Source organism: Chitinophaga sp. Cy-1792 (assembly GCF_011752935.1).
GTDB lineage: Bacteria > Bacteroidota > Bacteroidia > Chitinophagales > Chitinophagaceae > Chitinophaga.
The window spans coordinates 2486873-2500215 of record NZ_VWWO01000002.1; the positions used below are offsets into that span (position 1 = coordinate 2486873).

Here is a 13343-nt window from a genome sequence, read left to right on the forward strand (position 1 = left end):
AAGGAAGTTTTCCTAAAACTGTAACTCGGGGAGACGTCTTATAAATTGGGCTACATCCCAAATTCTTTCCTTATGATCTCTGCTCCTGCGCTTAAAGCACTTAACTTACCTCTTGCTACGCTTCGGGACAAAGGAGCCATACCACAATTCGTACTAGGGTAAAGATCTTTGATATCAACGAATTCAAGCGTTTTGCGTAGGGTATCAGCTACTTCTTCGGGTGTTTCGATTGTGTTTGATGCCACATCAATTGCACCAACCATTACTTTCTTTCCACGAACAAGTTCAATTAAATGTAAGGGCACGTTGGAGTTGTGGCATTCTAACGACACGATATCAATATTGGAAGTTTGAATTTTAGGAAAGATCTCTTCGTATTGACGCCACTCTGATCCCAATGTCTTTTTCCAATCAGTATTGGCTTGTATTCCGTAACCATAGCAAACATGTATTGCGGTTTCGCAGTGTAGCCCTTCAATGGCTCTTTCTAATGCGGCCATACCCCAATCGTTTACTTCATCAAAGAAAACATTAAATGCAGGTTCATCAAATTGGATAATATCTACCCCCGCATCTTGCAATGCTCTGGCTTCTTCATTGAGTGCTTTCGCAAACTCCCAGGCCAGTTTTTCTCTGCTTTTATAATGGGCATCGTACAAGGTATCAACCATGGTCATCGGCCCGGGCAATGCCCATTTTATAGGTTTATCTGTCTGTTTACGTAAAAACCGGGCATCTTCAACAAAAACTGCTTTTTGACGTGTAACCTCACCTACAACCATAGGCACACTCGCATCATAACGGTCGCGGATCTTTACGATCTTACGATTTTCAAAATCCACCCCGCTTAAATGCTCAATAAAAGTGGTTACGAAATGTTGGCGCGTTTGCTCACCGTCACTAATGATATCCACCCCTGCCAATTGCTGCTCCTGCAAAGAGATACGTAAAGCATCTTGTTTTCCTTCCAGTAACTGATCGCCTTCTAATTTCCAGGGTGACCATAATTTTTCAGGTGGTGCAAGCCAGGCTGGTTTAGGCAAACTTCCTACGATCGAGGTGGGCAATAATCTTTTTGTCATAAAATATATTAAGGAGTTGTATAATTAAAACGCGAAATTGGCAGACCACTGTTCTAATACGCTTTTGTAAGGCTTGATGAAATACTCTTCAGCATATTTACCCTGTTCTACTGCCAGTCGGCTACGCTCTTCGCGGTCATATACCACGCGAGTCAGTGAATAATCTTCGTGTTTAAGGCTAGGTTGATAGATTTTTCCGGCCGCTGAATTTGCATTGTAAATTTCAGGGCGATAAATCTTCTGGAAAGTCTCCATCGTGCTGATTGAGCTGATCAGTCCAAGATCCGTATAATCAGCAAGCAGATCTCCGGAATGATAAAAAGCCATCGGTGCCGCACTGTTCGGAGGCATGAAAAAACGAACTTTCAAACCCATTTTAGAGAAATATTCATCCGTGATAGAATACTGATCCTGCAGATACTCAAAACCCAGAACAGGATGCTGATGCTCAGTACGAGTATAAGTTTTGTTGCTAGATACACTTAGACAAATTATCGGTGACATCTTAAAGTGATCTTTATAAGTAGTTGAACTCACAAAGGACTTATAAAGTTTTCCGTGTAAATCACCAAAATTTTCAGGAATACAAAAATTAGATTGATTTTTATTATGCTCGATCAATAAAATACTGAAATCATAATCACGAACATAGGATGAATAATTATTGCCGGCAATACCTTCGATGCGCTGGTTAGTCTTACGGTCAAAAATATTCGTTTTTAAAACTTCGATCAACGGCAGATCGTTAATACCATTTTTATCATCAATACTCATCGTTACTGTGATGATTTCAAGTTCTACATGGTAACGATCAGCTTTGGGATTATCCAAATGAGCCAATGCATTGAATCTATTGTTAATCATATTCAAGGCATTACGTAAGTTTTGCTGGCGATCAACTCCTCTGGCCAGGTTTGCAAAATTGGTTGTCAAACGCGTTTGACTTGAGGGGTGATAATTTTCATCTAAACAAGTGCTCTTTAGCGTGAACACAAAATCATTCTTGATGGTATGCTGGATATCTTGCATGTATTTGTTTTCGTTTATTCCCGGATCTTCTGATACGATCGCTTTCATTTTATGATTGTCAATTAAACCGTTCCTTCTACGCTGATCTTTTCGCGTGCTTCTTTAGCAGCAGTCACCATATTGATCAAAGCGACTTTGGTTTCCGGCGACGAGGGCGATGCCTGCATCCGGTTGCCTGATCTTTCCTGCTACCTGATTCAGTTCGTTCAGATCGATCTTGCCAGCCAAATAGTTTTTGCTTGCTTTGTTTAATTGTCTTTGGCCACCTATGCGCGGGTGACCCAGGTTTTGCGTTGGCATGCTGTTAACTTTTTAAATGGTTAATAATCATTTAAAAGTTCCTCGATAATTCAGAATGCTTGCGGAAAAAGTGGAGAGAATGGCGTACGACCGCCTAAGGCACACCTAACCAGTAATGTTGGGTACCATAGAATATACGTTGATCTGTCCGATAACCTCTTTCGCGGAAGTATCGACCAATCAAGAAAAGGCAGGTATCCTGACTTGTAACGGCTTTTACCGGCCTTCCCGCTTGCGCAGTGACCATTGTTGGTAAAGCTTTTTGTGTTACTTACAGTTGCGCGACAGCTCGTGATTTGCACACGATTCCCTATTAATTCACCGCTAAGTAAAACCTTTCCCGATCGTTGAAATATGTGAAGAACCAGAGTAATTTACTCGTCGCAAAGGTATAAAAACAGTTATAAAAACTGCACAATCATCCATAATTCAACCAGAATTTCTGTAAAAGTCATTTATTTTGGATAATTATGCTGTTGAGTAGTATTTTTGGAGCTTCAAAAAGTAAATTATGCTATGGAGCAATTGGACGAGATCGATCTGAAGCTGTTAAAAATACTGGTAAATAACTCCATTCATACGATCAAGGAGCTGGTGGCACAGGGTGACTTGAATTAAATGTAATCTCCCCGCCAATGATTAAGTGTGTCATCTGATGTGTCAATTATGTGTCGGAAATAGTGAGAGAAAGCGTAAAAAGATATGGAAAACAAACATGCCTAAATAAAAAAAGGCTTTGTAAGTAGATCACTTACAAAGCCTCTAGTGCCCAGAACTGGATTCGAACCAGCACACCCTTGCAGGCGCTGCGACCTGAACACAGTGCGTCTACCAATTTCGCCATCTGGGCAACTGATTTTGTGTTTCAGGGCTGCAAAGATAAGCAGCTATTTTAATTTTCAAAATATTTTTTGAAAAATTCACGAACTAACTTGCACGCACCAACGTAACTGTATGCTGTACCGCTCTATAATTTTTGCTTTATCACTACTTACCATGACCATCAACAACGCTGCAGCGCAAGCTCCCAAACGCTCACTCGAACAATTGATCAACACCACAGAGCCGGCGTGGCCCCTCGTGCAGGAATGGATAAAAAATGCTTCCAACCAGGTAGAAGTACTGAATGCAACACCATCACAGGCCAACGAAACACTGCTCCATGCACAGGTAACAACCAGGTCTCCCATGGGAGCTATCATCCTCAACAGCGGAGGTATTCTCGTAGACCACGGATGGATCAGGATCCTGGGCTCCGGAAATGCGAAAATGAAAAGAACCCTACATACATGGAATGCCAATAAAACTTTCGATAACACCGGACAAAACACCGGTTACATCCTCGTAGCGGATGATGCCATCGGCGGCTACTATGCCATCAATGGCGGCGGCCTGGGTAAAGATGCCGGCAAAGCTTATTACCTCGATCCCGCTACCCTGCAGTGGGAAGCCCTGGATCTTACCTACTCCCAACTCATCGTATCTTTCTTCTGCGGCGATCTCCAGGCCTTCTACAAAGACCTGCGATGGAAAAACTGGGAAAAGGAAATTGCCACTATGACCGGCGATGAAGTGATCAACTGCTACCCCATGCTTTATACTAAAGAAGGCAGCGATATTAATAAAGTACACCGCAAAAGCGTACCTGTAGAAGAACAATGGACTTTCACCTACGATATTATCCAACAATTAATCAGCGCTAAACCGGCGAAATAACAACCAGCATTATTCCGCCGAAACCCCTGCGACCGTAGCATCTACAGCCCTCACCAGGTCTGCGGGTGCTATTTTGAATTGCATACCGCGCTTCCCGGCACTCACATAAATTTCATCATACAACTCCGCATATTCGTCTATGAAAACCGGGTACGGCTTCTTCATCCCTATCGGTGAACAACCACCACGGATATACCCTGTAAGAGATAACAGCTGACTCACCGGCACTGGTTCCACCCGCTTATTTCCGGATGCTGCCGCTGCTTTTTTCAGATCTATCTCCATATTACCCGCTACTACACAAACAAGATATCCTGTCTTATCTCCCTGTAACAAAATTGTCTTAAACACCTGGTCAATCGGCAAACCCGCTACAGCAGCCATATGTGTAGCACTCAAATCCTCTTCATCCACCTCATAGGTGATCAGCTCATATGCAATATGCAGCGTATCAAGTATTCTGGCGGCATTGGTTTTATTCACTTGCATACACGCAATTTACGCATAAAAAAACGGTCTCTACTCAGTAGAAACCGTTTACTAATATCATGCGGATGTTACTAGTCTTTCAGCCCCAGGTAAGCTTTCACTGTAGCATAGTCATTCCAGTCTACCGACTGACGCGCTCCCACTCCTCCTGGAATTAATACATAGCGATACTGATAATACTTCTTACCGCTATTAGTATAAGTACTGATGTCTCCGTTGGAATAAAGCTGAATAGCCCCGGCATATGCCACAAAGCTGAGGTTCACACCTGTTAACCCTACATACGGTAATGGAGCGATCACAGGGGCATCCGGTGTTTTCGTGTTAATATAAACTTTGACGTCCGCATTGGAAAGCAAGGCGGTAGTCAGTTTTGGTACATTGATAACACTATAATAACCAATGGTATCAAATTCCCCACTAGATTTCGTAACAGTATCCGGTTGATATTTCACGTCCAACCAGGCGGAGTATATAACATTGGCAACACCAGTATCTCCTTTAGCGCCATTTGTTCCATTGGTTCCGTTGGTACCATTCGCACCCGCAGCACCGGTAGCACCGGCAGGACCCGCAGGGCCTTCTTTACTACAGGAATACATGAAAGCTACAGCAATACATACCGCCAAAAAGCGGAGAAGGGGTTTCTTACTCATTTTATAAGGGATTTAAGGTTGATGATCCAGATTGTGTCAGGCAGAAAAACATCTTCAATAAATATCAATATCGGGCACGGCTACACTAAATTACGAAAATCCTGATAACTTTATCTACCTGAAACAGAAAAGTCCGCAGGTGGTAAACCTGCGGACCCTGATTATGAAACGAGCGATTATGCTTATTTGTTATCCCACTTGAATTTCTGAATACCCAATCCCACAAACACAACTGTATATCCAAGGGTGGCGAGTAAGGCCATGCTATGGTCCATCGTCCATAAACCAGGTTGCAAACTCCCTGCCAAAGCCTTCTGTACAACACCATACGGCGACCATTGCACTACTTCTTTCATCTTTTCTCCCAAAGCCCCAAACTGACCAAACATGCCAATCATGATAAAGGCAAAGTACACCAGTCTCGTCGTCGAGTTCACCGTATCAGGGTTCTTGATCAAACCAACAATCAGCTGCCCCAATCCCAGGTACAACCAGCCAGCTATCAATGTCATCAGAAAACCAAAGACATAACCTCCTGTACTGATCACAATTTTATCTACCCCAAATCCTACTGCGAAAATCAGCAGGGTCATTACAGCAATGAGCGCAATCTGTACGGACAATCTGCTGAACATGATCGTCCAGGAAGATACCGGCGCGACCCGCAGACGCTGAAACACACCCTTATCACGGTCGCGGGCCATACTGTTGGAATACCCCATAAGGCCAATACTCGTAAGACCAATGGTAATGACAGATGACAACACCACCACAGCTCCTATCTTGTCTACCACTCCCCTCCAGGATACCAGGATAATTATAGGCACCAGCAGTACCAGTCGCAAGGAACGACGGTTACGCCAGACAGTGGTGAAATCGGCACGCAGCAATGCGGATAAAACATCTTTTGTTGCAGGAATTCTAGTTTCCATCATACAGGGATTTTATGAACGTACAGCGCGTCCGGTTAAACCAATAAATACATCTTCCAAAGTGATCCTTCCCTTCCTGGAAGCACTGATCACTTCCGGATCATTCCTGTGCAATTCAACCAGACGGTCAGGGGTATCAATGGCTATTATCCTGCCATGATCAATGATGGCTATACGGTCACATACCGCCTCCGCTTCTTCCATACTGTGGGTGGTCAGCAGTACGCCATGTCCCTGCTCACGGATGGCTTCTATACGTTCCCACAGCTGGCGTCTCGACTGCGGATCAAGTCCTGTCGTAGGCTCATCCAGCAATACCAGTGTAGGATTATGAATGGTAGAGATCAGGAGAGATACCCGTTGCTGTTGCCCACCGGATAACTGACCAAACTTCTTTTCCGCTGCATCTTCCAGCTTTATCTCTACCAGTTTCTGTTGTACTTCTTCTTTTGTCAGACGTACACCATATATTCCTGCAAACAAACGGAGTATATCCGATATCGTGAGTTCCGGCTGAAAGCTGGTGGCCTGCAGCTGTACTCCCATGTTGGCACGGGCATAAAGAGACTGGGAAACGTTGTCGTAGCCAGCTACCTTTATTTTACCTGCTGTCGGTTTAATAAGTCCTTCAATGGCACTCAGCGTACTCGTTTTCCCGGCGCCGTTAGGACCAAGTAATCCGAAAATTTCTCCGGGCCGCACATCAAAAGTCACTTCTTTTACCGCCTGAAACTGCCCATAGAACACGCTTATGTGATCTACATCCAAAATGGGAACCTGCTCTAAAGAATTCATTGTTGCGAATTAGGTTTGATTGTTACACAAATATATATCACGATATAATGATGACATCGGCCTAAAAGGTGAAAACTTCCGGACACTCGGTCAAAACAGTATTGTTACCGGTAAAAACAGCATTCCGGCGAATTTCCATCGGCGAAAAAGTCTAAAACATACAAGACTTCGTATATATAAAAAAATAAGCCTGTTTCCCCATACCCGCAACATTACCTATTACATTATAAACCAAAACTTAACCTCCTGATGGTATTATCCAAACTCCTGTTTCCCTTAAACCACCGCTGGTCTTATCTCTCTGCAAAAATCTCCGGCAACAGACCATTAGACCTTCCGGCAGATGAAATCCACGCCGGCCACCTGCTATTACCCGAAGATCCACTTTATACCGACTGGATCCACTATCGGGTAGCCAGTACCTTACCCTATTTCAAAAGTTCATTGCTGTCACCAGCTCCTCACCAGCAAGGGTTTGCAGTCAAAGTACGGGTAGCCTGCAAAGGCCGCGAAGCCTACACCTGGATCACCTACCCCTCTTTCGATGACCATGGCCATATTGCCGGCATCGTCGCCAACCGGACCCGGTTAGCACCTTTCCGCAAAAAAGAGAAAATTATCATGCCGGTATCTGCCATCACCGACTGGATGATCATTGAAAACGGCTACCTGACCGGCGCTTACTCCATTCACAAAGGACTCAATACCATCAGCGCCTGGCAAAAAACGAAACTACTACGGCTACTACCTTATAAATTAATGACCTGATCGCACCGCGGAAAAAAAGTTGGAAGCTGCATTTATGCACTTAAATTTACAACCGGACCTCGCCCCTGTCATTAAAATAAAAAGGGCACGCTACAACTGTATGACAACGAAAACGACCCGCGGTTCATCTAAAAATACAGGCACCTACGATGCCAGAATCGACGCCTATATCGAAAAGGCCGCCGATTTTGCACAACTGGTGCTTGTGCACTTCAGAGCACTGGTACACAAAGCATTTCCCGAAGTAACAGAAACCATCAAATGGGGATTCCCGCACTTCGAACACAATGGCAGCATCCTTTGCAGCATCGCCGCCTTCAAGCAGCATTGTGCGGTAAATATCTGGAAAGCTCCCCTGATGGCTGATCCTGATAACATCCTCACGCCTACGGGAGAAACGGCCATGGGGCATCTGGGGAAAATCACCTCCCTAAAAGACCTGCCAAAGGATAAAATACTGGAGAAATACCTGAAAGAAGCGGCCAGACTGATAGACGATGGCGCCAAAGCACCGAAGAAAGTCAAAGCGCCGGCACCACCCGCCGAAGCTCCTGACGACCTGATGGCGGCACTTAAAAAGAATAAAGCCGCCCTGCAAACATTTGAGGATTTCAGTAATTCTAACAAGAAAGAATATATCTCCTGGATAACAGAAGCCAAAACTACTGCCACCAGGGAATCCAGGATCTCCACCGCCGTAGAATGGATGGCGGAAGGAAAAATCAGGAACTGGAAATATCTGAAGAAATAGCCGCTATATCCCCCTTCCCATTTTCCGCAGTGTCTTCGGCACTGCGGAAAACGGGAAGCCCCATCTCTCGCCTTCGGCGAGCGATGGGGCTTCCCAACGCATAATATAATATTATAACTTCAATAACCCCAGTTTATACAAGGTATTCACCGGCTTATTATCCCAGAACAACTCAAAATCTTCCAGACCGGCAGCTTCATAATTTTCTTTTACCTGCTGTAGCGTATATACTTTAGCGTTATTAACGTCCAGCTCCTTCAGCATACCGGCCAGCCAGTTGCCCTGTGGCGGATCTACCTTGATATTAAAAGCTTCCTTCTTACCCTGGAACGTCAGTGAAGCCGTTTCCCAGGTATTCCCTTTTTTAGATTTGGTAACGATCTCAATACTCGGCTGCTTACCCAGAAATACTACCTTGGATGTAGGTTTCACCGTTCCCGGCTCTTCTTCCAGGAGTGCCTTTGTAATATAATCCGGCACCACACTGGTTTTCGGCACCTTAAACTCAAACCACTTACTCAGTGGATAGTCGAAACAGGCACCATGCATATAATTCAGTAAAGATTTCTTCAGACCATAGGCGAAGGTCTCATGGTCCGCACCGGTAGGGTCGATATGCATGATATCATTGTTGGCAAAGCTGCCGGTGCTCTCCGATTCCTTCTGCACCATGAATTTGGCGGGCTCCAGTCCTACCGGACTATGTGCCGTCATGGTAAACTGGTGCCAGAAGGCCGATTGCAGGATACCTGCCTGGAACATCTGCCGTACCATTTCCAGTGAATCGATGGTTTCCTGCGCCGTCTGCGTAGGGAAGCCATACATGAGGTAGGCATGTACCATGATGCCGGCTTCTGTAAAGTGACGGTTTACCCGCGCTACCTGCGCTACGGTAATTCCCTTTTGTATCAGCCCCAGCAGCCTGTCTGATGCTACTTCAAGTCCGCCGGAAACTGCTATGCAGCCGGAAGCTTTCAGCAATACACACAGGTCCCTGGTGAAGCTTTTCTCAAAGCGGACATTCGTCCACCAGCTGACGTTCATTTTTCTTTTGATAATTTCCAGTGCCAGGGCACGCATCAGCGCCGGTGGCGCAGCCTCGTCCACAAAGTGGAAACCTGTCTGCCCCGTCTGTGCAATGATGGCTTCCATACGGTCCGCCAGCAAAGACGCCGCAATGGGCTCATATACGCGGATATAATCGAGCGAGATATCACAGAAGGTACATTTACCCCAATAGCAGCCATGCGCCATGGTGAGCTTATTCCAGCGCCCATCGCTCCAAAGGCTGTGCATCGGGTTCACTACTTCAATGGCGGAGATATAATCGTTCAGCAGGAGATCACTGTAATCCGGCGTTCCTACCTGGTTCTGCTTATAATCGTGGCAGCTGGTATTGTTGATGTAAGTCACCTTGCCGTCCTGGAGCAGGAAAGTCCTTTTCAGCTCTTCCTTCGCAATGCTTCCCTGTACGTAACGGATGAGGTTTTCAATGGGTGCTTCCCCATCGTCGAGGGTGATGAAGTCGATAAACTCAAACACCCGCGCATCGGAAAGTGAGCGCAGTTCTGTATTTGGAAAACCACCGCCCATGGCTATTTTAGCCTGCGGGAAATGTTGTTTGATATATTGTCCGCAACGCAGCCCGGCATAGAGGTTGCCCGGGAAAGGCACAGAAATGCAGACCAGCTGCGGCTGTACCGCTTCCATATGCTGATGAAGCAGCTGGATGAGGAGCTGATCCACAAATGTATAGGGCGCATTGAGGTTATCATACAGCTCATCGAAGCTGTTGGCCGAACGGCTGAGCTTCTCCGCATATCTGCTGAAGCCAAAATGTGCATCCACACATTCCATGATCAGGTCTGACAGGTCCTCCAGGTACATAGTAGCCAGATGTTTAGCCCTGTCCTGGTTGCCCATGGAGCCGAATGCCCAGTCCAGATCGTCCAGTTGTTTGAAACGGGAGGCTTCCGGGAGATAGTCGCGTTTCACGATCAGGTGGGCAATAGTAGGATTTTTGCCCTGCAGAAAGGAAATAACGGCGTCTATGGTATTGATATAGTCATCCTGCAATGCGATAATACGGGCGCAATTCTCCGATACCGCGGCAGGAGGTTCGGTATTAATTTTAGTAAATAGTTGCTGTAACCCCTGTCTGGAAAACAGCGCCAGTGTTACTTCTATGCCCAGGTCAGACTGAAAGGCACTGATTTCCTTGGTGTTCAGAAATCCTTTCAGGTAGGCTGTAGCCGGGTATGGCGTGTTCAGCTGTGTAAATGGTGGTGTTATTAAATAGACTGTCTTACTCAAACCAGGTGTTTTAAACCGCAAAGGTACGACAACCCATCCGCATTTAAAATTCCTTTCAAATCTAATACTGTACTACATCTTACAATTAGTCTACAATTTTTATAGGGTTTTATTTGGAAATTAATCCAGCCCCCACTATCTTTGTTTTACCACCATCAAATAACCGCGGCGCATCATCACCCACCAAGGCTGCATTCTCCCGGTCGTAAAACACGGAAATATTATGATGTACTTTGCTGTTACATACCGTCCATATTGTTGCTGCTAAGCTGTAGGCAGCCATCCCCTGGTATCCGGCATTTCCCACCAGCCGGAGAGAAATCTGAATAATTATTTCGTACTACCGTAGACGTTATATACGTCAAATTTTTTCTGTATGCAGATAAATTCCTGCACACAGTGATCACCCTTGTTTTCTTTTTTCAACCAAATATTTGAACCATGAAATCTTATAAAAAATTTGTTCTTTCCGCCTTGCTGGCGGCTGGTATTGGCGGTGCTGCCCACGCGGAAGGCCCTGCCAGACCCTTTATCAGAGAAGGTATCTGGCGTGGTGTATTCACGCTCAGCGAATCGCAGGTGCCATTTAATTTTCAGCTGAAAGGTAAAGATGCCGAACATGCTGTTTTTACGCTGATCAATGGTTCGCGGCACGATGATTTCCATGTGCAGCGCATAGGCCCTGATTCTATTTTTATAAAGATGAATACCTATGATGCAGCCCTGGTAGCTAAAATCGAGTCAGATGGCCATATCAGCGGTGAATACAGAAGCCTGGTCCCAAATTTCCGGGGCAACGCCCTGCCGTTTACAGCGGAATACGGCCAGGACTACCGCTTTGCGCCCGCCGGCACAGAAGAAGCACCTAAGTTTAATATCGATGGGAAATGGGAACTGAAGATCTATAGCAAGGAACCTACCCCCGACAGAATTGGATTATTACATCAGCAGGGGAATAAACTTACCGGCGTGATCATGTCTGTAGTAGGCGACAGCCGCGAACTGGAAGGTACCATTCACGGCGATGAATTTGAACTGTCAGGCTTCACCGGCCCCAGCCCCATCTACATCAAAGGAAAAGTCAACGACGACAAAACATTGACAGGAGAACTATCTTTAGGCATCTACAACAACATTAAATTCGACGGCGAAAAAAATGCGGCTGCTGAACTACCAGACCCTTACAAGCTTACCTATCTGAAGGAAGGCTACTCCAAACTGGATTTCACCCTGCCCGATCTGAACGGAAAAAATGTTTCTCTCAGCGATGAAAAATACAAAGGCAAAGTGGTCGTTGTAGAAATCATCGGCACCTGGTGTCCTAACTGTACCGACCAGACATCCTTCCTCTCCCCATGGTTCAATAAAAATAAAGACCGTGGCGTAGAAGCGATTGCTATTGGTTTTGAACAGAAAGACGACCTGGATTATGCCCGCTATACGCTGGGTAAATTAAAAGAGAAATACAACATTAATTATGATATTCTTTTTGGTGGCATTGCTGATAAGAAAGTGGCGTCAGAAAAATTACCGGCGCTCAATAGGATGATGGCTTTCCCCACAACGATCCTCATAGACAGGAAGGGAAATGTCAGACAAATCCATACCGGTTATACCGGCGAAGTTACAGGACAATATTACAAAGATTATGTAGCGAAATGGAACAAAGACCTGGACGAACTCATTGCTGAAAAATAACACATTTACATCTACCTGATATAAACACAAACAAATGCAGAAATTAGCAACTTTAGTATTTTTCAGCGGAACATTCCTGCTGCTGTCATTAACGGCAGGCGCTACAACAAAAGACGGCAATAAAAAAGCAGCTGCTGCTACCACAGCGCCCGCAAAGGCCAGGGCTACCACTTTCCAGGTAGATGCAAAACAGAGTAAACTGAACTGGGTAGGAAAAAAGGTTGCCGGAGAACACAGCGGCACCATTAATATTTCCAATGGTGCGCTCACACTGGAAAACAACCAGCTGTCCGGCGGCAACTTCTCACTCGATACCCGCAGCATTGCTGTAACGGATATCAAAGATGCTGACAGTAATGCCAAACTGCTGGGGCACCTGAAAAGTGACGACTTCTTTTCTGTGGAGAAATTCCCGAAAGCCGACTTCGTGATCACCAGCCTGAAACCTAAGGGCAACGGCACTTATGATGTTACCGGCAATCTCACCATTAAAGGTATCACCAACCCTGTCAGTTTTCCTGCTACCGTTACCGTTAGTGGTAAACAGCTCACTGCAAAGGCCAGCATCACCGTAGACCGTACCAAATACAGTATAAAGTATGGCTCTAAAAGCTTCTTTGAAGGCATCGGCGACAAAGCGATCTATGATAACTTTGACCTGAACGTAGAACTGGTAGCCAGCGCTAAATAACTGCTTACTAATCCATCAGGGCTGACTAAAGGCACTATATTCATACCTGCAGGTATATCGCGCTGCGCGCGGTTTTGCTTACGCAGATGCTTATATTAACTTTTAGCCAGCCTTTTTTATACC

13 protein-coding genes, 1 tRNA gene and 1 riboswitch are annotated in these 13343 nt (G+C 45.4%); of the genes, 5 read left to right on the forward strand and 9 right to left on the reverse strand.

What is annotated here, in order from left to right:
- Positions 1-50: 50 nt before the first annotated feature.
- From F3J22_RS24185 to F3J22_RS24205, 4 genes are all read right to left on the reverse strand, one after another.
- Entirely contained in the window at positions 51-1082 is a 1032-nt protein-coding gene (locus tag F3J22_RS24185) for a methionine synthase (RefSeq protein ID WP_167020500.1), read from the reverse strand.
- A gap of 24 nt (positions 1083-1106) precedes the next feature.
- Positions 1107-2159 carry a DUF1852 domain-containing protein gene (locus F3J22_RS24190; RefSeq protein ID WP_167020501.1) on the reverse strand — a complete coding sequence of 351 codons (1053 nt, stop codon included), beginning with the start codon at positions 2157-2159 and terminating at the stop codon, positions 1107-1109.
- A 54-nt stretch (positions 2160-2213) separates the two neighbouring features.
- A complete protein-coding gene (locus F3J22_RS24195) occupies positions 2214-2411 on the reverse strand; it encodes a hypothetical protein (RefSeq protein ID WP_167020502.1) in 198 nt (65 codons plus the stop codon).
- A 171-nt stretch (positions 2412-2582) separates the two neighbouring features.
- Positions 2583-2765: riboswitch (cobalamin riboswitch) on the reverse strand.
- 412 nt (positions 2766-3177) lie between these two features.
- Positions 3178-3261: transfer RNA gene (locus F3J22_RS24205), tRNA-Leu, on the reverse strand.
- 146 nt (positions 3262-3407) lie between these two features.
- Between F3J22_RS24205 and F3J22_RS24210 the strand changes: the two genes are divergently transcribed.
- Positions 3408-4127, forward strand: a complete 720-nt coding sequence (locus F3J22_RS24210) for a DUF2625 domain-containing protein (RefSeq protein WP_167020503.1) — start codon at positions 3408-3410, stop codon at positions 4125-4127.
- Between the two features lie 9 nt (positions 4128-4136).
- Here the strand turns inward: F3J22_RS24210 and ybaK are convergent, their stop codons facing one another.
- The 4 genes from ybaK to F3J22_RS24230 form a co-directional block, all read right to left on the reverse strand.
- Complete coding sequence (ybaK, locus tag F3J22_RS24215) at positions 4137-4616, reverse strand: Cys-tRNA(Pro) deacylase (RefSeq protein ID WP_167020504.1); 480 nt, start codon at positions 4614-4616, stop codon at positions 4137-4139.
- Positions 4617-4687: 71 nt separating this feature from the next.
- Positions 4688-5272: a hypothetical protein gene (locus F3J22_RS24220; RefSeq protein WP_167020505.1), complete on the reverse strand. Its 585-nt coding sequence runs from the start codon at positions 5270-5272 to the stop codon at positions 4688-4690.
- 182 nt (positions 5273-5454) lie between these two features.
- Positions 5455-6204, reverse strand: a complete 750-nt coding sequence (locus F3J22_RS24225) for an ABC transporter permease (RefSeq protein ID WP_167020506.1) — start codon at positions 6202-6204, stop codon at positions 5455-5457.
- A 12-nt stretch (positions 6205-6216) separates the two neighbouring features.
- A complete protein-coding gene (locus F3J22_RS24230) occupies positions 6217-6999 on the reverse strand; it encodes an ABC transporter ATP-binding protein (RefSeq protein WP_167020507.1) in 783 nt (260 codons plus the stop codon).
- Between the two features lie 249 nt (positions 7000-7248).
- Here F3J22_RS24230 and F3J22_RS24235 point away from each other — a divergent pair, with 249 nt between their 5' ends.
- Positions 7249-7767: a DUF2314 domain-containing protein gene (locus tag F3J22_RS24235; RefSeq protein WP_167020508.1), complete on the forward strand. Its 519-nt coding sequence runs from the start codon at positions 7249-7251 to the stop codon at positions 7765-7767.
- Between the two features lie 34 nt (positions 7768-7801).
- Complete coding sequence (locus F3J22_RS24240) at positions 7802-8518, forward strand: YdeI/OmpD-associated family protein (protein WP_240155156.1); 717 nt, start codon at positions 7802-7804, stop codon at positions 8516-8518.
- A gap of 111 nt (positions 8519-8629) precedes the next feature.
- Here F3J22_RS24240 and F3J22_RS24245 read toward each other — a convergent pair whose 3' ends face one another.
- Positions 8630-10831 (reverse strand): radical SAM protein, encoded by a 2202-nt coding sequence (locus F3J22_RS24245; RefSeq protein ID WP_167020509.1) that lies wholly within the window; start codon positions 10829-10831, stop codon positions 8630-8632.
- Positions 10832-11272: 441 nt separating this feature from the next.
- Here F3J22_RS24245 and F3J22_RS24250 point away from each other — a divergent pair, with 441 nt between their 5' ends.
- Both F3J22_RS24250 and F3J22_RS24255 read left to right on the forward strand, forming a co-directional pair.
- Positions 11273-12529: a peroxiredoxin gene (locus F3J22_RS24250; RefSeq protein WP_167020510.1), complete on the forward strand. Its 1257-nt coding sequence runs from the start codon at positions 11273-11275 to the stop codon at positions 12527-12529.
- Positions 12530-12563: 34 nt separating this feature from the next.
- Positions 12564-13220 carry a YceI family protein gene (locus F3J22_RS24255; protein WP_167020511.1) on the forward strand — a complete coding sequence of 219 codons (657 nt, stop codon included), beginning with the start codon at positions 12564-12566 and terminating at the stop codon, positions 13218-13220.
- The last annotated feature ends 123 nt before the right edge of the window (positions 13221-13343 follow it).

Bases quoted from the DNA above. Each gene is read 5' to 3' on its own strand.
- F3J22_RS24185 (WP_167020500.1), bottom strand. From the start codon at position 1,082: ATGACAAAAAGATTATTGCCCACCTCGATCGTAGGAAGTTTGCCTAAA.
- F3J22_RS24190 (WP_167020501.1), bottom strand. From the start codon at position 2,159: ATGAAAGCGATCGTATCAGAAGATCCGGGAATAAACGAAAACAAATAC.
- F3J22_RS24195 (WP_167020502.1), bottom strand. From the start codon at position 2,411: ATGCCAACGCAAAACCTGGGTCACCCGCGCATAGGTGGCCAAAGACAA.
- F3J22_RS24210 (WP_167020503.1), top strand. From the start codon at position 3,408: ATGACCATCAACAACGCTGCAGCGCAAGCTCCCAAACGCTCACTCGAA.
- ybaK (WP_167020504.1), bottom strand. From the start codon at position 4,616: ATGCAAGTGAATAAAACCAATGCCGCCAGAATACTTGATACGCTGCAT.
- F3J22_RS24220 (WP_167020505.1), bottom strand. From the start codon at position 5,272: ATGAGTAAGAAACCCCTTCTCCGCTTTTTGGCGGTATGTATTGCTGTA.
- F3J22_RS24225 (WP_167020506.1), bottom strand. From the start codon at position 6,204: ATGGAAACTAGAATTCCTGCAACAAAAGATGTTTTATCCGCATTGCTG.
- F3J22_RS24230 (WP_167020507.1), bottom strand. From the start codon at position 6,999: ATGAATTCTTTAGAGCAGGTTCCCATTTTGGATGTAGATCACATAAGC.
- F3J22_RS24235 (WP_167020508.1), top strand. From the start codon at position 7,249: ATGGTATTATCCAAACTCCTGTTTCCCTTAAACCACCGCTGGTCTTAT.
- F3J22_RS24240 (WP_240155156.1), top strand. From the start codon at position 7,802: ATGCACTTAAATTTACAACCGGACCTCGCCCCTGTCATTAAAATAAAA.
- F3J22_RS24250 (WP_167020510.1), top strand. From the start codon at position 11,273: ATGAAATCTTATAAAAAATTTGTTCTTTCCGCCTTGCTGGCGGCTGGT.
- F3J22_RS24255 (WP_167020511.1), top strand. From the start codon at position 12,564: ATGCAGAAATTAGCAACTTTAGTATTTTTCAGCGGAACATTCCTGCTG.